Here is a 16,873-nt window from a genome sequence, read left to right as displayed (position 1 = left end):
ATCAGGGAGTGTTTGGCATGACGGGATGGTCAGAGCGGTTCCGGGCAGTGTGGGTTGCAGCCTGCCTGTCGATCGGGCTGTCGGGCTGTGGCGAACCGCCCCGGCCACCGCTCACCGTGGGCATCAACACCTGGGTGGGCTACGACCCTCTGGTGCTGGCGCGCGACCGGGGCATGACCGACCGCCAGATCGTGAAGGTGGTGGAACTCATCTCCAGCGCCGAGGCGCTGCGGCACCTGCGCAATGGCCTGCTGGACGCAGCCGCCCTGACGCTGGACGAGACCCTGCGGCTGGCCGACAGCGGTTTTGACGTGCGCATCATTGCCCTGCTCGACACCTCCGACGGCGCTGACGTGGTGCTTGCGGCGCCAGACGTCCGGGCGCTGGCGGACCTTCGAGGCCGGTCCATTGCCGTGGAAGAGGCCAGCGTGGGCACGTTGGTGCTCGAACGCCTGTTGAAAAAGGCCGGCCTCACGAGCGCGGACGTGTCGGTGGTGAAGATGGAGTCCACGCAGCACCTGACGGCCTTGCAGAGTGGCCGGGTGAGTGTTGCGGTGAGCTATGCGCCGATCGAGGGCGCCATTCGCCGAGCCGGCTACCGGCGCATTTTCGACAGCCGCCAGATGCCGGGCGAGATCCTGGACGTGCTGGTGGTGCGCGGCGAAGTGCTGCGCGAACGCCCGGCGGCGGTGGATGCGCTGCTCGCTGCCTGGAACGGTGGCCTGAACGTGCTGCGGCTCGACGCGGTGGGCGCGGCCGCCTCGCTGGGCCCCGGCGCGGACCTCTCGACACGGGACTACCTGGACGTGCTCAAGGGCCTTCGCTTTTTCTCGCCCGATGAGTCGCTGCACCTGCTGGCCGGTTCCGAACCCGGGCTGGTGGGCCTGGGCCAACCGGTCGCCGAGACACTCATGAGCCTGGGCCTGCTGAGCAAGTTTCCCAACTGGGCGGCCCTGATCGACAGCGCGCCGGCCGAACGCGCGCCGCAGGCGGGACTCCTGCCATGAGTCGGTGGCCCGGCCTGGTGTCGATTCCGGGGCGCTGGCTCGCGCCGCTGTTGCTCGCGGTCTTCGCGCTCACCGCCATCACCGCTGGCTTCGCCCTGCAATGGCGCGACGTCGATCGGCGCGTCACCGAGCTGGAAACCCGGCGCCTGCTGGAACGCCTGGGTGTGGAGCAGAGCCGCCTGAGCGCGCAGTCGGGCCTGGCCAATGCCTTGCTGGTGCGCCGCCTCGTGGGCGGCCTGGGCGTCTACAGCGGCATGCTCAATGCCTACCTGGTGGACGACACCGGCCTGGTGGTGGCTTCGCTGGCACGCGCCGACATCGGGCGTGGCCTCGGCGAGGTGCTCGATCGCCATCCCGAGCTTGCAGGACTGAGCGAGCGCAATGCCCTGCTGCTGGAGGGCCGCTCGGTGAAGGTGATCCGGCCCCCCGGCGCGCCATACCTGTTCGGGCACGCTTCCATCGACACCGGCGGCCACCTCCTGACCGTGGCCGACCTCAGCCTGCCACTGGCGCAGCGGCACGCGGGCCTGCGCGAGCAGGTGATGCGCGAGGCGCTGCTGCTGACCTTGCTGGTGGGCTTGCTGGCGGTGCTGGCTCACCTGATCTGGTTTCGCCGCGCGGAGCGCCTGGCGCGCACGCTGGCCACCATGGGCGAAGGGCAACTGCAGGTTCGAGCCGGCTTGCAAGGCTTCGATGAGCTGGCGCTGATCGGTGCCCAGGCCGATCGCATGGCCGAACGCCTGCAGGCCGGGCAGGCCCAGTTGCGGCACATCAACGCGCTGGTGGACCGCTCGCCCGTGGTGGTGATCGAGTGGCGCAACGAAACCGGTCGGCCCATGAGCTACATCAGCCGCTCGGTCGCGCAGTGGGGCTACCAACCCGACCAGCTTCTCCTCATGGATCTCCGCTACCACGACCTGGTTCATCCCGACGACATTGAACGCATCACCGCCGAAAGCGCCGCCTTCCACGAGCGGGGTTTCGACGAATACCGTCAGGAATACCGGCTGCGCCGAGCCGATGGGCAATGGGCCTGGGTGGACGATCGCACCTCGCTCACGCGCGACGCCGAAGGCAAGGTCAGCAGCATCAGCGGGGTGCTGCTTGACATCACCGCGCTCAAGCAGGCGCAGACCAGGCTGGAACACCACAATGCCGAACTGGAACTGCGTGTGGCCGAACGCACTGCGCAGCTCAGCGCCGCCAACGAAGAGCTCGAAGCCTTTTCCTACACGGTCTCGCACGACCTCAAGGCACCGCTGAGGGGCATCGACGGGTACAGCCAGTTGCTGGAAGAAGAGTACGCCGAACGCCTCGACGACGAAGGCCGGCAGTTCATTGGCCGCATCCGCCGAGGCGTGCATCAGATGGGCGCGCTCATCTCCGATCTGCTGGACTACTCGCGCATGGAACGTCGCACCATGGAGTCCCAGCAGGTGGACCTGATGCCGTTGATCGAACTCGTCATCGAAGGTCACGGGGCCGATATCCGCACCGCCGGCACGCAGTTGCATCTGAAGGTGGAGCCCATGGTGCTGCAACTCGATCGCGAAGGCCTCGCCCTGGTGCTGCGCAATCTGGTCGGCAACGCCGTGAAGTTCAGCAAGGGGCGTTCGCCACCGGTGGTGGAAATTGGCTCCCGCAGCGAAGCAGGGCGCCGCATTCTCTGGGTGCGCGACAACGGCGTGGGCTTCGACATGAAATACCACGACCGCATCTTCGGCATCTTTCAGCGCCTGCAGCGAGCCGAAGACTACGCCGGCACGGGCGTGGGCCTGGCGCTTGTGGCCAAGGCGGTGCAGCGAATGGGCGGCCGCGTGCGGGCCGAAAGCCAGCCGGGCGAAGGCGCCACCTTCTTTCTGGAGTTCCCCGAGTGAAACCCTTGCCGCCGATCCTGCTGGTCGAGGACAACCCCATGGACCTCGACCTCACCCTGCGCGCCTTTCGCAAACGCCAGCTTGCCAACCGGATCGAGGTGGCACGCGACGGCGAAGAGGCGTTGGCCTGGGTCCCGCGCTGGGAGGCGGGCGAGCCCTGGCCGGCGGTGATCCTGCTCGACATCAACCTGCCCCGCCTGACCGGGCTGGAGGTGTTGCACCAGCTCAAGCGCCATCCACATTTGTGCCGAATCCCCGTGGTGGTTCTCACTTCCTCGAGAGAAGACAGTGACCTCAAGACCGCCTACGATCTGGGGGTCAATGCCTACATTGAGAAACCGGTGAGCTTCAACAAATTCCTGGAAGTGGCGGAGCACATCGAGCAGAACTGGTGTGTGCTCAATGAACGGGCATATTGATACCAAAGGACTCAATTTTTCCACCCCGGAGCTTCCATGCTGAAAATCCTCATTCCCGTTGACGGCTCCGAGCCCTCCTTGCTGGCGGTGCGCCATGCGCTGCGCCTGGTGGGCGCGGGTTTGAAGGCGCGCTTCGTCGTGGCCAACGTGCAGGAGTCGGCCAACCTCTATGAACTCGTGGTGGCGCACGATCCCCAGGTGTTGCAGCAAGTCAGCGAGGCCGCGGCCCGCGATCTGGTGCGCCCCGCCGTGGCCCTGCTCAGCGCGGCCGGCCTGCAAGTGGAGACCGCCCTGGCCAGTGGCGATCCTTCCCACATGCTGGCGGAGATCCTGGAAAGCCATGGCTGCGATGCCGTCATCATGAGCGCGCGCGGTGGCGGCCTGCGCGCGGCGGTGCTGGGCTCGGTGTCACAGGAAATGGTGCAGCGTTCGGCGGTGCCCGTCACCCTCGTCAAGGTGCCCGACGAGGCGCCAACCGACGGCTGATCTGGCCGTGGGCAAGCTTTTTGTCGCCCTCGATGCCGGGGGTGATATGCGATTCATTGGTGAGGTGGAGCGAGGCGCCGAGTGTGGTTGCGTGTGCGTCGAGTGCGGTGGTCCGCTGGTGGCCCGCCAGGGCATGGCCAACGACTGGCACTTCGCGCACGAGGCCGCGCAGGAGCGACCCGAGTGCGACACCGCCGCGCAGCGCCTGCTGCGGCGCTTCGTCGTCCAGCATGTGCAGGGCCGACTGGGTGCCGCCGGCTTCAACCTGCCCATGGTCCGACAGGATGTGACGCTGACGCGCTCGCTGGTGCACCTGCGCGAGGAAGTGCAGTGGAATGCCCAGATCCTGGGCGATCTGCAATGGGCTCTGGAGGAAGGAGAAGGCGCGCCGGTGGCCTTTGCGCGGCTGGATACCGGTGTTGATCTGCAGGTGTTCGTGCGCCCGGCGGATGCGGTGCCATCCTCCGAGCCGACCGACACCGATGTGGCGCGCCTCGCCTTCGTCTATCGGCCGATGCCGGCCTCGGCCCTGCGAGACCGCCGGCTGGCCGAACAGCACCTGGAATCGGCAGGCGAGCTGGTGTGGGAGCACCACCCCGACACACACGGTTACGTGCGCGCCGCGAGGGAGCGCCTGGATGAGCGCGGCTACCGGATCTACAGCAACTGGTTGTCGATGGTGGATGCGAAGCGCCAGGCCCTGGCCGATGCGGCCGCCCCTGCCGCCCCTCTCTTCTACGGGCCGAGTTCGCCCGACAGCCCAGACGCCGCTGCCCGCCATGCCTGCGCGCCGGGGCATGCACCGAACGTCAATTTCACCTTTTACCGCCTGAGCGACCAGGAGGCCTGGCTGCTCTACCTGCTGGAACGTGTAGGCCCCAGCGACTGGCGCACTGCGCAGCAGAAGTTTTATGCCCTCGCTCCTTACCCGGGGCCTTTCGAAGGCTGGACGCAGGCCGTGCCCACGGCGGTGGGCACGGTGGACGAGCCGATGGGCATCGTGCGACTTGCCGGCTTTCTGGACGCCGTGACCTACCTCTCGCGCCGTGCCCGCGTCACCCGCAGTCACCGCAATCCGGCGGCGTTTGAAGGACTTTGAGTCGCGGCTGGTGTGGGAAAACAGGATCTGACGCGTGTGGGGAGTCCGAGTGGTTCTTTCAGCGGAACACGCTCACCGCTTCCACCAGGCGCTGCGTCTGCTGCTGCAGGCTTTGCGAGGCGGCAGCGCCTTGCTCGACCAGGGCCGAGTTCTGCTGGGTCACCTGATCCAGATGGCCCACCGCCTGGCTCACCTGCTGGATGCCGCCGCTCTGTTCGATGGTGGCCGCGCTGATCTCGCTGATGAGGTCGGACACCCGGCTGACCTGCTGCACGATCTCTTCCATGGTCTTGCCTGCATCGTCCACCAGGCGAGTGCCCGACTCGACCGTGTCCACGCTCGCGCCAATCAGCTGCTTGATTTCCTTGGCCGCCTCGGCGCTGCGCTGCGCCAGGCTGCGCACCTCGCCCGCCACCACCGCGAAGCCCCGTCCCTGCTCGCCGGCCCGCGCGGCTTCCACGGCGGCGTTGAGCGCGAGGATGTTGGTCTGGAACGCGATGCCGTCGATCACGCCAATGATGTCGCCGATGCGGCGCGAACTCTCGGTGATGCGGCCCATGGTGTCCACCACTTGCGCCACTGCCTGGCCGCCGCGCGAAGCGGCTTCGCGGGCCGAGCCCGAGAGCTGGTTGGCCTGGCGCGAGGTGTCGGCATTCTGTCGCACGGTGGCCGTCATCTGCTCCATCGAGGCAGCGGTTTCCTCCAGGCTGGACGCGGCCTGCTCGGTGCGCTGGCTCAGGTCGTTGTTGCCCTGCGCGATCTCGCTCACGGCGGTCTGCACCGTCAACACCTGTTCGCTCACATCGTCGATCAGCCAGCGGAACATCAGCCCCAGCTGACTGATGGTGCGCAGCGTCATGCCGATTTCATCGACCCGTTCCATGTGCGCCACGGTCTGGCTGTCGCCGCTGGCCACACGCAGCGCGGTGTGGCGCAGCTGTTCCAGCGGGCCGGCGATCTGGGCCTCCAGAAACCAGGCCGCCAGGCCCACAGCCACCGCCGAGAGCCCGGCAAATGAAGCCCACTGCACGCCTTGCAGGCCGAGCATCCAGGCGCCGCCGACCAGCAAGGCCAGCAGGCCCGCCAGCGGCAGGCGGATGCGTTGGCGCACGCGCATGGTCTTGAACATGGAGCCCAGACCCCACAACCCCTTGCGCATGAGCAGGCCCTTGTGCAGCCGCAGATGGGTGGCGCGCCCCTCACGCAGGTCGGCGTAAAGCTTCTCGGCGCCCGCAATCTCGTCGGGCGAGGCCTTGGTGCGCACCGACATGTAGCCTTGGTGCTGGCCGTTGCGGATCACCGGCGTGGCATTGGCACGAACCCAGTAGTGGTCGCCGTTCTTGCGCCGGTTCTTCACCAGCGCCGTCCAGGGCTCGCCACCCTTGAGCGTGGCCCACATGTCGGCAAAGGCCTCCTTGGGCATGTCGGGGTGGCGCACCAGGTTGTGCGGTTGGCCCTGAATTTCCTCCAGCGCATAGCCGCTCACGGCAACGAAGGCGGCGTTGGCGTAAGTGACATGGCTCTGCGTGTCCGTGGTGGACATCAGCGTGGCGTTGTCGGGGAAATCGTATTCGCGCTGGGTGACGGGGGTGTTGACGCGCATGGGAACCTCGGTTTCGTGGGTGTTGAGTCACCTGATGTCTTCGGCCTGCATGCCCGCGACTTGTGCGGGGAAACGGCGACGCTTGACCAGAAACAAGAAGACTTGAAACAGGCCTCAAGTTTTCGGAAAAGCGGTCGAAACGCAGGGGAGAACACCGGGCCTGTTTGTGCCCGTCGCCTGTTTGAGAGGGAATGCCATGATCAACCTGCCCAGCTCCAGTGCCGTCTCCTGGCCGACGCCGCCGTCGGCTGCCGTCGCGCCCGTCTCGCCGGTGCCTGCCGTGCCGGCGCTCCAGTCGGGTGGTGAGAGCCAGACCGGGCCTCGCTCTGGCCACAACGGCCGAGGGCATGCGTTCCCTTCCCCCGGGCAGCGGCCATCGCATGGCCAGACCACCGTGGCGGGCGATACCCCGGCGGCGGCCAGGCCGACCGCCGGCGACCACCAGACCCAGGCGGTGCAGCGCAAGGCCGAGCTCGAGGCGCACGCCGCTCGCGAACGGGAGAAGCAGGCCATGGAGCACCTCAAAGAAGTGCTCACCAATGTGTGGCAGGCAAGTGCCGCCGTGGTGGACCGGGCGCTGGGCCGAGACCCCTCGGCGCCTGGCACGCAAAGCGACACCGCCCCCGACCTGTCGCAGGTGGCGGCTTCCCTGATCTCCCGCCGCGTTGTCGCTTCACCCTCTGCGGCGTCCGCACGTTCAGGTGCCGCGCCCCACAACGCCAACCACGGCTACGACGCGCAGGGCAATCGCCGCGCGGAGACAAAGGAGACAGGCAGCCTCCTCAGCCACCGAGTCTGAGTGCCATTGCGGCCGCGCCGGCCTCAGATGCGGTGCCGCACACCCGAAGGCGTCGCCGCAAGACGCGCCAGCAAGGCCGGGGCGATCTGTGTGAGGGGCAGCACTTCATGCGCTGCTCCATGCTGAATGGCCATGCGCGGCATGCCGAACACCACGCACGTGGCTTCGTCCTGCACGTAGTTGTAGCTGCCGGCATCCTTCATCTCGCGCATCGCGGCGGCGCCGTCGGCGCCCATGCCGGTGAGCATGATGCCCAGCGCGTTGGGGCCGATCACCCGCGCGGCAGACCTGAACAGCACTTCCACCGAAGGGCGGTGGCGGTTCACGGGTTCGGTGTCTTCCACCACGGCCACGTAGTTGGATCCGTTGCGGTCGATGCGCAGGTGGCGACCGCCTGGCGCGATGTACGCGTGGCCCGGCAGGATGCGGTCACCATCGCGTGCCTCCTGCACGCGGATGCGGCACAGCGTGTCGAGCCGGTGCGCAAAGCTGGTGGTAAAGCCCGGCGGCATGTGCTGGGTGATGACGATGGCGGGCGAATCGGCCGGCAGCGGCACCAGCACCTCGCGAATGGCCTCGGTACCGCCGGTGGAGGCGCCGATGCAGATGATCTTTTCGGTCGAGACGCGCGGCAGCATAGCGCGTGGGGCCTGCGGCGTGCTGCTGGCTGCGACGGTTGCACCAGCGGCAGGTGCAGACGGCAGGCGCTTCACATGCGCGCCGGCCGCCACGCGGATCTTGTCCACGATGTCACCGGCCAGCTCCTGCAGCCCGCTGCTCACGCCGATGCGCGGTTTGGCCACGAAGTCCACGGCACCCATCTCCAGTGCGCGCAGGGTGATCTCGGCGCCCTGCTCGGTGAGGGTGGAGACCATCACCACCGGCATGGGGCGCAGGCGCATCAGGCGAGAGAGAAACTCCAGCCCGTCCATGCGCGGCATCTCCACGTCGAGCGTGATGACGTCGGGGTTGAGTTCGCGGATCATCTCGCGCGCCACCAGCGGGTCGCTGGCTGCGCCGATGCACGCCATGTCGCTCTGGCGATTGATGATCTCGGTGAGCAGGCTGCGCACCAGCGCCGAGTCGTCCACCACCACCACTTTGATCTTGGCCATCTTGTTGTCTCCCTGCACTCAGAACAGATCCACCGATCCACCAGACGTTGTCCTGGCCACCACGGCCGCGCTGCCCTTGCGTTCCTGGGTCTCCAGGGTTTCGGGGTGCGAGTGCGCGAGCCGCTTGACCATGGCCTTGCCGCTGGCCGGGAAATAGCACACCTTGCGCGGATGGATGTCGAGCACGTCCTTGGAAATCACCGCGATGCGCTCGGTCTGCAAGTAGTCCAGCACAAAGGCGGTGTTGCGCTCACCCACGTTCATGGTCGTGAACGAATGCATCACCTGCCCGCCACCAAACACTTTGGCCTGCATGCTCTCGCGTCGGGCGCCGAGTTTCATCATTTCGTTGATCAGCAGTTCCATGGCGTAGGAGCCGTAACGGCCACTGGTGTCGCCGCCGCCTTCGGGCAGCATGAAGTGGTTCATGCCACCCACACGCACGCGCGGGTCCCAGATGCAGGCCGCGATGCACGAACCCAGCACCGTCATCACCATCAGGTCGTCGGCGGTTACAAAGTATTCACCTGGCAGCACCTTCACCGCATCGTGGTGGAAGTGGTGGTCCTGGTAGAAAAAACTGGCCTCACCCGGTTTGCGCGGGCGGGCTTTCAACATTTCCAGAGACGAAGGCGCCGAGATCATGCCGGGCCTCCGCCATGGCAGTGGTGCGAGTTGCCGCGTTCCAGAACCACCGCGGAACCGCCCCTCGACAGGCTCAGGACGGGCCGCTGGTGTTGTCCCGAAGAGGGGAAGGCGCGCAACGACGCTGGGGGGTGTTCAAAGCCGCTCATAAACCGTCTTTCCCCTGAGCGCAAACAGGTTGCGCGCATCGCTGAAATTTTCGGCGTGTCCCACGAACAGCATGCCGCCGGGTTTCATCACGCGGTGGATGCGCTCCAGCACCTGGCGCTGGGTGGTGGCGTCGAAATAGATCATCACGTTGCGGCAGAACACCACGTCGAAGGGTTCGCGAAACGGCAGGTCCTGGATCAGGTTGACGGTCTGGAAACTCATGTGCTTCTGCAGCTCTGGCTTCACCCGCATCAGGCCAGCGTTGCTGCCCTTGCCGCGCATGAAGAAGCGCTGCAGGCGCTCCGGGCTCAGTCCCTTGACGCCATCGACCTTGTAGACACCGCGCTGAGCCGTGGCGAGCACCTGGGTGTCGATGTCGCTGTTGACGATCTGGAACGAGCCATTGGCGCCCAGCGCCTCGGTGGCCGTCATGGCGATGGAATATGGCTCTTCACCGGTGGAAGCTGCCGAGCACCAGAAGCGCCAGGGCTGCGAGCGCGCCGCGCCGAGCAAATCGGCGAGGATGCCGAAGTGGTGCTGCTCCCGGAAGAACGCCGTGAGGTTGGTGGTGAGCGCGTTGATGAACTCCTGCCATTCACCCCCGTCGTGCTGTTCCAGCCAGTCCAGGTAGGTCCTGAAGCTGTCGTGGCCGGTTTCGCGCAGGCGGCGCGAGACGCGGCTGTACACCATCGCGTGCTTGCCGTCGTGCAGGCTGATGCCGGCCTTCTTGTAGATCAGCGCCTTGATGCGGGCGAAGTCCGCATCGGACCAGATGAACTCGCGGCCCTCGGCCAGCGGGCCGTCCTGCGTTGCGGGTACCCGAGGTGGCACGACCGGTGCGCGGCGGGGAGGTGTGGTCTGGAGCAACATGGTGGGCTTGCGGCGTGTTGGGGAATTCCGGGCCGCTGGCTGTGGCGGAGGGTCAGTGCCGGGAGCGGCGTACGAGGCCGGAGGTGTCCAGGATCAGAGCGACCTTGCCGTCGCCCAGGATCGTGGCGCCCGAAATGTTGGGCACCTTGCGGTAGTTCGATTCCAGGTTCTTGATCACCACCTGTTGCTGGCCCAGCAGCTCGTCCACCATGAGTGCCACGCGCGAGCCATCGGCCTCCACCACCACCATGATGGGGCTGGCACCGTTGTGCTCGAAGCGCGGCACATTGAACACGCGTTCGAGCTCGATCACCGGCATGTATTCCTCGCGCACCTTCACCACCTGCGCGCCTTGCGCCAGGGTGTTGATGTCGCTGGGCTTGACCAGGAAGGACTCGACCACGTTGGACAGCGGCAGGATGTACACCTCGTCGCTCACGCGCACCGACATGCCGTCCATGATGGCCAGCGTGAGCGGCAGGCGCACCGAAACGCGCATGCCGAAGCCCTCGGCCGAGTCGATTTCCACCGTACCGTTGAGCGCGGTGATGTTCTTCTTCACCACGTCCATGCCCACGCCGCGACCAGAGACGTCGGTGACCTCGTCGGCGGTGGAGAAACCGGGCGCAAAGATCAGGTTCCAGACCTCGGTGTCGGTCATGGAGTCGGGCGCTTCGATGCCCTTCTCGCGCGCCTTCTTCAGCAGCTTTTCGCGCGAGAGGCCCTTGCCGTCGTCGCGCACCTCGATCAGGATCGAGCCGCCTTCGTGCGTGGCCGAGAGCGTGATGGTGCCGTGTTCGGTCTTGCCCCTGGCGCGGCGCTCGTCGGGCATCTCGATGCCGTGGTCGCAGCTGTTGCGAATCAGGTGGGTCAGCGGGTCGGTGATCTTCTCCACCAGGCCCTTGTCGAGTTCGGTGGACTCACCTTGTGTGACCAGCTCGACCTTCTTGCCCAGTTTGCTGGCCAGGTCGCGCAGCATGCGCGGGAAGCGATTGAACACCACCGACATCGGAATCATGCGGATCGACATCACCGCTTCCTGCAGGTCGCGGGTGTTGCGGTCCAGGTCGGCCAGGCCCGCCAGCAGAGGCTGGTTGGCGTTGTCGTCGAGCTCGCGGCTCTTCTGCGCCAGCATGGCTTGCGTGATCACCAGCTCGCCCACCAGGTTGATCAGCTGATCCACCTTGCTCACCGAGACGCGCAGCGTGCTCGATTCGAGACCGGTACCGGCGTTGCCGCGCCCTTCTGCCTTCGGCGCGGCACGGGCCGCGCTGGCGATCTCGGAGGCGGCCGCACGGGCGGGCACGCCGGGCGCGCCTTCGAAAAATCCGTAGTCGCGTCCCTCGGTGGTCGGGTTCGGGTGGCCTGTGCCCACCAGGTGGTCTTCGTCGATCGCGGCAACCACCGGAGCGGCCTCTTCGACGATGCGGATGTCGTCCTTGCCCACATGGAAGGTGAACAGGTCCATCAGGTCGGCGTCGCTGGCCGAGGTGCGCGCGCGCCAGGCGCGGTGGGTCGTCAGATCGCAGGGCAGGGCTTCGACGCTGCCCAGGCCCGGGATGTCCCGGAAGAGTTCGGCGATGCCGTCGGCCTGCGCGGGGTTGTCCAGCGGGCCGATGTGGATCTCCAGCTCGCGCTCTGCCTTGGCGGCGGGGCGCACCGGAGCGGGCGCCGCAGCGACCGGGGCGGCAATCGCTGCCACAGGAGCGGGTGCGGGCATGGGTTGCGTGGCATCGCCATGGGCGAGCACGCTGATGCGGTGCACCAGGTCGCCGGTGGCTGGTGGCGTTGCTCCCCGGCCCTGGTGGCCGGCCAGCAGGCCGCGCAGTGCGTCGGAAGACTCCAGCAGCACGTCCACCATGGCGCTGGTGGGTTGCAGTTCGTGGCGGCGCAGCTTGTCCAGCAGCGATTCCATCTGGTGCGTGAGTTCGGCCACATCGGCAAAGCCGAAGGTGGCGGCACCGCCCTTGATCGAGTGGGCACAGCGAAAGATCGCGTTGAGTTCTTCGTCGTCGGCCTTTTCGACGTCCAGCGCGAGCAGCATCTGCTCCATCTGGTCCAGGTTCTCACCCGCTTCTTCAAAAAAGATCTGGTAGAACTGGCTCAGGTCGATGTCGTCACCGACGTGGTGACCTTCGTTCATCATTTCACCCATGGTGAACTCCTGAGGTGGCGAGGTGGGGCGAGGTCATTTCGAGAGACACCGAGGAACCGGCGTAGCCCTGCCTCTGGTGTCGCCCTCTGGAGGGGGAAGCGCGATGCGCTGCGGGGATGGGATTCATCGGATGACTTTCTGGATCACTTCGATCAGGCGGCCCGGATCGAACGGCTTGACCAGCCAGCCCGTGGCGCCAGCGCTGCGGCCGGCCTGCTTCATCTGATCGCTCGATTCGGTGGTCAGGATCAGGATGGGGATGGTCTTGAACCTGGCCTGCTCGCGCAGCTTGCGCGTGAGGCCCAGGCCGTCGAGGTTGGGCATGTTCTGGTCGGTCAGCACCAGGTCGATGCTGTGGGTTTGTGCCTTCTCGAAGGCGTCCTGGCCGTCCACGGCTTCCACGACGTGAAAGCCGGCCCCTGTGAGGGTGAAAGACACCATTTTTCGCATGGAAGCCGAGTCATCTACGGCAAGAATCGATCGCATGGTGTACTCCGTGTTGGGTCAGGTATCGACCGCATGGGGGTCGACTTGAATCGCTGGGTCATTTTTGGGGCTGTGTGTTCAGAACAATTCGACGGAACCGGCGTCCATCTCGCTCTGAGTGACCGGGCTGGGCCGCTCGGGCATGGGGTCAAGCTCCATGGGTTGTTCGTCCTCCTCGGGCTCCATGGCCTCTTCGGCGAGGCGCCAGGCACAGCTTTGCAGCACCTTGCCGGTGTGCACGATGAGCTGGGTGGCCATGTCGTGAAACTGAAGCTCGGTCACAGCCTGGTGCAGTGCCTGGCGAACCGGCGCCAGTTCTCCCGCGTGCTCTCCCTCATACTGGCCGAGCGTGCGGTTGGCCGAGCCAAAGCGATCCAGCAGGTTGGCCGTGGCGTGGTCAAGCAGTCCTTCGAGGCGCTGCAGGTCGGTCATGGCCATGAGCAGCGCGTCCTGCAGGCCCGCGACCAGGTGCACCGGCAGCGAGACTGTCGGGGGTGGATGCGACATCGTCGGTTGGGTCATGGGATGCGTCGTGGGCTGATTAGGGGGGTGGGTATTACAATTTTCGAGATCTGTGCCTCGGTGTATCGACAGATAACGGCCCGAATTCAGCACCAATTTCCCGTGTCAAGGTCCCCCTGGGGACACGCGCGGCGTGCAGTCCCCACCCATCCAGACCATGAGCGCCCTGCCTGAGACGACGGAAAAACGCCCGGTCCGCATCCTCCACCTGGAAGATTCCCGGGTGGACCACGCCCTGGTGAAATTCGCCCTGCAACGCAGCCAGCTCGTCTGCGACGTGGTGCTGGTCGACACCGTGGACGACTTCCGGCGCGAGCTGCTTTCGGGGCACTACGACATCGTCCTGGCCGACTACCACCTGCCCGGCTTCACGGGCATGGACGCCTGGGAAGTGGTGCGCGAACTCCAGCTCGACGTGCCCTTTGTCATCCTTTCCGGCGCCATCGGCGAGGCCGCTGCGGTGGATGCCATGCACCGGGGGGTGAGCGACTATTTGCTGAAAGACAGCATGCACCGGCTTTCGCATGTGATCCAGCGCGCCATCGAGGTGCGTGAGACCCGGCAGGCCAAGGCGCTGGCCGATGTCGAGCTGGCTGAGTCGCGCCAGCGCCTGGCCGAGCTGGCCGAGCATTTGCAGACCGGCATCGAACAGGAGCGCGCCGACATTGCGCGCGAGATTCACGACGACATCGGCGGCGCGCTCGCCGCCGTGAAGCTGGACCTGGCCTGGGTCGGGCGTCGCGCCAGCGACGAGGAGATGCGGCGCCACGTGGGCTCTGCGCTGGAGATGCTGCAGCATGCGCTGGGCGCGAGCCAGCGCATCATGATGAACCTGCGCCCGCCCATCCTGGACCAGGGCCTGGTGGCGGCGGTGCAGTGGCTGGCCTCGGGCTTCGAGCGACGCACCGGCCTGCGCGTGACCGTGCGCCGCTCCTCCGACCAGCTGGATGTGCCGCGAGAAGTACAACTGGTGGCTTACCGCACTGCACAGGAAGCGCTCACCAACATCACCAAACACGCGCAGGCCAGCTCGGTCGATATCGACCTGAGCGACCGCGAAGGCGTGCTGACGCTGGAAGTGACCGACAACGGCCGAGGCCTGGACGCACAGGCGTTGCGCAAGGCCAACTCATTCGGTTTGCTGGGTTTGCGCGAGCGAGCCGCCAAGGTGGAGGGCTGGCTGGACGTGAGCTCTTCGCCCAAGGGCACTTCGGTGATCCTGTCGGTGCCGCTGCAGCCTTCCACGAACCCGGACAACGCGGCGAACGCCGATGAGGAGCCCCATGATCAAGGTGATTTTGTGTGACGACCATGCGGTGGTGCGGCGCGGCATCCGGGACACGATTTCCGAGGCCACCGACATCCAGGTGGTCGGCGAAGCCGGCAGCTACCCTGAATTGCGCGAACTCATGCGCAAGGTGGAATGCGATGTCCTGATGCTCGACCTCAACATGCCCGGGCGCGGCGGGCTGGAGGTTCTGGCGGCGCTCAAGGAAGAGGGCTCAGCCGTCAAGACCCTGGTGGTTTCCATGTACCCGGAAGACCAGTACGCCATTCGGTGCCTGCGTGCGGGTGCGCGCGGTTACGTGAACAAGGCTGGTGAACCCGCCGAACTGGTGGGCGCCATCCGCACCGTGCAGCAGGGCCGAAAATACGTCACGCCCGAGGTGGCGCAGATGCTGGTGGACACCCTGAGCTCCCCCGAGACCGAGGAACTGCACGCGGCCTTGTCCGAACGTGAGTTGCAGACCTTGCAGAAGATCGCATCGGGCAAGAAGCTCTCCGACATCGCGGAGGAGCTCATGCTCAGCCCCAAGACCGTGAGCGTGTACCGCGCACGCGTGCTGGAAAAGCTGCACCTGGCGAACAACGCCGAACTCACTGTCTACGCGATCCGAAACGGAATTGTCTAGGTGGAAACCGCGCCACGCTTCGTTGCACTCCTAGGCCAGACACCCGGTCTGGCCGTCGTCGCGCGCCTCGATTGGCGCTGTTTCCACCCCATTCGCACTGGGAAAATAGTGTGAACAGGCCCTAGCTGGCGTGAGCCCGCGCTGAATGTCCACCTCGATCTGGAGCCCGCTCCGACAGCCCGCCTTTCGCGGCCTGTGGTTCTGTGGCGCGGTGTTCTTCATCGGCAGCGGCATGCAGTCGATGGCAGCGGCCTGGCTGATGATCGAGCTCACCGGCTCGTCATTCCTGGCCGCGCTGGTGCAGACGGCGGTGTTCATGCCCATGTTCCTGCTGGCGCTGCCGGCTGGTGTGCTGGCCGACACCACCGACCGCAGGCGCCTGATCTCGGGCGCGCTGCTGGCCCAGGTGGCCGCCTGTTCCTTGCTCGCGCTGCTGGTGCTCAGCGGGCATGGGGGACCAGCGTCGGTGCTGTTCCTGGTGTTCGTTTGCGGCTGTTGCACGGCGGTGCTCACACCGGCCTGGAATTCCTCGGTCATCGACCCGGTCCCGCGCGCCGAATGGCCGCTGGCCATCACCGCCATCAGCATTGCCTACAACGCGGCACGCGCCATCGGCCCCACGCTGGCGGGCCTGTTGTTTGCCTGGGCCGGCGCGGGCTGGGTGTTCCTCATCACGGTGTTCACCACGCTCGTCATGTGGGAGTCCATTCGTCGCTGGCCGCCACGCGCACACCCGCCGTCCAACCTGCCGCCTGAGCGGCTGTGGGGCGGCACGCTCAGCGGCCTGCGCTTCGCCTGGCATTCGCGCATCATCCTCGCGCAGCTCGTGCGCGTGATGGCTTACAGCGCGGCGGGTTCAGCGCTGTGGGCGCTGCTGCCTGTGATTGCGCAGCGCCAGCTCGGCGCAGGCGCTGAGGGCTTCGGCCTGCTCATGGGTTGCCTGGGTACCGGGGCTGTCATCTCGGGCCTGATGATCGGCCGCATGCGTGCGCGTTTCAGCCTGGACCGCATCGTCGCCGTGGCCTGCGTGGTGTTCGCCGTCGTCATGCTCGTCGCCGCGCTGGTGCGCATTCCGGCGCTGGTGTACCTGGCCATGGCGGTTGGCGGCGGCGCATGGATGTCGGCCATGTCCACCCTCAACGCCGCCACCCAGGGCAGCGCTCCGCCCTGGGTGCGCTCGCGCGCCGTGGCCATGCACATCGTTGCCGCGCTTGGCGCCTTTGCCATGGGTTCCGCTTTCTGGGGCGCGGTGTCCGACATCGCCGGCCTCACCAGCGCGCTGGTGGCCGCCAGCGTGTTCATGGCCGCCGGCCTGCTGCTGGTGCGGCCATTCCCCCTGCGCGTGGGCGGCGACCAGGACGTGACCCAGGGCACGCCCTGGGACGAACTTTTCGTGGAGGCGGAGCCCGCGCCCGAGGCCGGCCCCGTGGCCGTGGAAGTGGGTTACCGCATTCGCCCCAATGAAGACCGCGCCTTCCTCGATGCCATCAGCCGGATGAAAGCCCCGCGACGGCGCGATGGCGCCACCTTCTGGCGCGTCTATCGCGACCTGGGCGAACCCTCACGCTACGTCGAACGCTTCATCGTCGAATCCTGGGCTGACTACCTGCACCAGCGCGCCCGCGCCACCGTGGCAGATCGCGCGATAGAGACCGAGGTAAGGGCGTATCTGGCCGAGGGCGAGAGCGCAAAGATGTCGCACTACATCGCGGAGCGGTGATCGCGCC

The 16,873-nt window shown here is 66.5% G+C and carries 16 protein-coding genes; 9 read left to right on the top strand and 7 right to left on the bottom strand.

The features are described from left to right. Window positions 1-17: 17 nt before the first annotated feature. Genes AB7F11_RS02845 through AB7F11_RS02825 form a run of 5 tightly spaced genes read left to right on the top strand, consistent with a single transcriptional unit; the run spans window position 18 to window position 4,888 of the window. Entirely contained in the window at window positions 18-1,007 is a 990-nt protein-coding gene (locus tag AB7F11_RS02845) for an ABC transporter substrate-binding protein (protein ID WP_428289246.1), read from the top strand. Then, a complete protein-coding gene (locus AB7F11_RS02840; RefSeq protein WP_428289247.1) occupies window positions 1,004-2,884 on the top strand; it encodes a sensor histidine kinase in 1,881 nt (626 codons plus the stop codon). The genes AB7F11_RS02845 and AB7F11_RS02840 overlap by 4 nt, the downstream gene beginning before the upstream one ends. Further along, window positions 2,881-3,303 carry a response regulator gene (locus AB7F11_RS02835; protein ID WP_428289248.1) on the top strand — a complete coding sequence of 141 codons (423 nt, stop codon included), beginning with the start codon at window positions 2,881-2,883 and terminating at the stop codon, window positions 3,301-3,303. Before AB7F11_RS02840 ends, AB7F11_RS02835 begins: the two co-directional genes overlap by 4 nt. 36 nt (window positions 3,304-3,339) lie before the next feature. After that, window positions 3,340-3,789, top strand: a complete 450-nt coding sequence (locus tag AB7F11_RS02830) for a universal stress protein (RefSeq protein ID WP_428289249.1) — start codon at window positions 3,340-3,342, stop codon at window positions 3,787-3,789. A gap of 7 nt (window positions 3,790-3,796) precedes the next feature. Then, complete coding sequence (locus tag AB7F11_RS02825) at window positions 3,797-4,888, top strand: hypothetical protein (RefSeq protein ID WP_428289250.1); 1,092 nt, start codon at window positions 3,797-3,799, stop codon at window positions 4,886-4,888. A 58-nt stretch (window positions 4,889-4,946) separates the two neighbouring features. Here AB7F11_RS02825 and AB7F11_RS02820 read toward each other — a convergent pair whose 3' ends face one another. Beyond that, on the bottom strand, window positions 4,947-6,491 hold the full coding sequence (locus AB7F11_RS02820; RefSeq protein ID WP_428289251.1) for a methyl-accepting chemotaxis protein: 1,545 nt from the start codon (window positions 6,489-6,491) through the stop codon (window positions 4,947-4,949). 196 nt (window positions 6,492-6,687) lie between these two features. On the opposite strand from AB7F11_RS02820, the gene AB7F11_RS02815 reads away from it, so the two are divergent. Beyond that, window positions 6,688-7,290 carry a hypothetical protein gene (locus tag AB7F11_RS02815; RefSeq protein ID WP_428289252.1) on the top strand — a complete coding sequence of 201 codons (603 nt, stop codon included), beginning with the start codon at window positions 6,688-6,690 and terminating at the stop codon, window positions 7,288-7,290. 23 nt (window positions 7,291-7,313) lie between these two features. On the opposite strand, the gene AB7F11_RS02810 is transcribed toward AB7F11_RS02815, so the two are convergent. The 6 genes from AB7F11_RS02810 to AB7F11_RS02785 form a co-directional block, all read right to left on the bottom strand. Next, window positions 7,314-8,405 (bottom strand): protein-glutamate methylesterase/protein-glutamine glutaminase, encoded by a 1,092-nt coding sequence (locus tag AB7F11_RS02810; RefSeq protein WP_428289253.1) that lies wholly within the window; start codon window positions 8,403-8,405, stop codon window positions 7,314-7,316. An 18-nt stretch (window positions 8,406-8,423) separates the two neighbouring features. Further along, a complete protein-coding gene (cheD, locus tag AB7F11_RS02805; RefSeq protein ID WP_428289254.1) occupies window positions 8,424-9,050 on the bottom strand; it encodes a chemoreceptor glutamine deamidase CheD in 627 nt (208 codons plus the stop codon). Between the two features lie 135 nt (window positions 9,051-9,185). Next, window positions 9,186-10,070 carry a CheR family methyltransferase gene (locus tag AB7F11_RS02800; protein WP_428289255.1) on the bottom strand — a complete coding sequence of 295 codons (885 nt, stop codon included), beginning with the start codon at window positions 10,068-10,070 and terminating at the stop codon, window positions 9,186-9,188. 52 nt (window positions 10,071-10,122) lie between these two features. Further along, window positions 10,123-12,225, bottom strand: a complete 2,103-nt coding sequence (locus AB7F11_RS02795; protein ID WP_428289256.1) for a chemotaxis protein CheA — start codon at window positions 12,223-12,225, stop codon at window positions 10,123-10,125. 123 nt (window positions 12,226-12,348) lie between these two features. Continuing rightward, a complete protein-coding gene (locus AB7F11_RS02790; protein ID WP_428289257.1) occupies window positions 12,349-12,711 on the bottom strand; it encodes a response regulator in 363 nt (120 codons plus the stop codon). A gap of 78 nt (window positions 12,712-12,789) precedes the next feature. Beyond that, entirely contained in the window at window positions 12,790-13,233 is a 444-nt protein-coding gene (locus tag AB7F11_RS02785; protein WP_428289258.1) for a hypothetical protein, read from the bottom strand. Between the two features lie 157 nt (window positions 13,234-13,390). Between AB7F11_RS02785 and AB7F11_RS02780 the strand changes: the two genes are divergently transcribed. The 3 genes from AB7F11_RS02780 to AB7F11_RS02770 all read left to right on the top strand — a co-directional run bounded on the left by AB7F11_RS02780 (window position 13,391) and on the right by AB7F11_RS02770 (window position 16,866). Beyond that, the gene (locus AB7F11_RS02780) at window positions 13,391-14,539 is read left to right on the top strand and encodes a response regulator (protein ID WP_428289259.1); all 1,149 of its coding nucleotides are present in this window, start codon (window positions 13,391-13,393) and stop codon (window positions 14,537-14,539) included. Beyond that, window positions 14,517-15,146, top strand: coding sequence for a response regulator (locus AB7F11_RS02775; RefSeq protein ID WP_428289260.1), 630 nt, complete (start codon window positions 14,517-14,519; stop codon window positions 15,144-15,146). The genes AB7F11_RS02780 and AB7F11_RS02775 overlap by 23 nt, the downstream gene beginning before the upstream one ends. A gap of 145 nt (window positions 15,147-15,291) precedes the next feature. Further along, entirely contained in the window at window positions 15,292-16,866 is a 1,575-nt protein-coding gene (locus AB7F11_RS02770) for an MFS transporter (protein WP_428289261.1), read from the top strand. The last annotated feature ends 7 nt before the right edge of the window (window positions 16,867-16,873 follow it).

The sequence above is a fragment of the Hydrogenophaga sp. genome (assembly GCF_050250835.1).
Lineage (GTDB): Bacteria > Pseudomonadota > Gammaproteobacteria > Burkholderiales > Burkholderiaceae_C > Hydrogenophaga.
This window is presented reverse-complemented; position numbering and strand designations above follow the sequence as displayed.

What these genes read in the sequence shown, in the direction of transcription:
- AB7F11_RS02845 (WP_428289246.1), top strand. Translation starts at nt 18, where the DNA reads ATGACGGGATGGTCAGAGCGGTTCCGGGCAGTGTGGGTTGCAGCCTGC.
- AB7F11_RS02840 (WP_428289247.1), top strand. Translation starts at nt 1,004, where the DNA reads ATGAGTCGGTGGCCCGGCCTGGTGTCGATTCCGGGGCGCTGGCTCGCG.
- AB7F11_RS02830 (WP_428289249.1), top strand. Translation starts at nt 3,340, where the DNA reads ATGCTGAAAATCCTCATTCCCGTTGACGGCTCCGAGCCCTCCTTGCTG.
- AB7F11_RS02820 (WP_428289251.1), bottom strand. Translation starts at nt 6,491, where the DNA reads ATGCGCGTCAACACCCCCGTCACCCAGCGCGAATACGATTTCCCCGAC.
- AB7F11_RS02815 (WP_428289252.1), top strand. Translation starts at nt 6,688, where the DNA reads ATGATCAACCTGCCCAGCTCCAGTGCCGTCTCCTGGCCGACGCCGCCG.
- AB7F11_RS02810 (WP_428289253.1), bottom strand. Translation starts at nt 8,405, where the DNA reads ATGGCCAAGATCAAAGTGGTGGTGGTGGACGACTCGGCGCTGGTGCGC.
- cheD (WP_428289254.1), bottom strand. Translation starts at nt 9,050, where the DNA reads ATGATCTCGGCGCCTTCGTCTCTGGAAATGTTGAAAGCCCGCCCGCGC.
- AB7F11_RS02800 (WP_428289255.1), bottom strand. Translation starts at nt 10,070, where the DNA reads ATGTTGCTCCAGACCACACCTCCCCGCCGCGCACCGGTCGTGCCACCT.
- AB7F11_RS02795 (WP_428289256.1), bottom strand. Translation starts at nt 12,225, where the DNA reads ATGGGTGAAATGATGAACGAAGGTCACCACGTCGGTGACGACATCGAC.
- AB7F11_RS02790 (WP_428289257.1), bottom strand. Translation starts at nt 12,711, where the DNA reads ATGCGATCGATTCTTGCCGTAGATGACTCGGCTTCCATGCGAAAAATG.
- AB7F11_RS02785 (WP_428289258.1), bottom strand. Translation starts at nt 13,233, where the DNA reads ATGACCCAACCGACGATGTCGCATCCACCCCCGACAGTCTCGCTGCCG.
- AB7F11_RS02780 (WP_428289259.1), top strand. Translation starts at nt 13,391, where the DNA reads ATGAGCGCCCTGCCTGAGACGACGGAAAAACGCCCGGTCCGCATCCTC.
- AB7F11_RS02775 (WP_428289260.1), top strand. Translation starts at nt 14,517, where the DNA reads ATGATCAAGGTGATTTTGTGTGACGACCATGCGGTGGTGCGGCGCGGC.
- AB7F11_RS02770 (WP_428289261.1), top strand. Translation starts at nt 15,292, where the DNA reads ATGTCCACCTCGATCTGGAGCCCGCTCCGACAGCCCGCCTTTCGCGGC.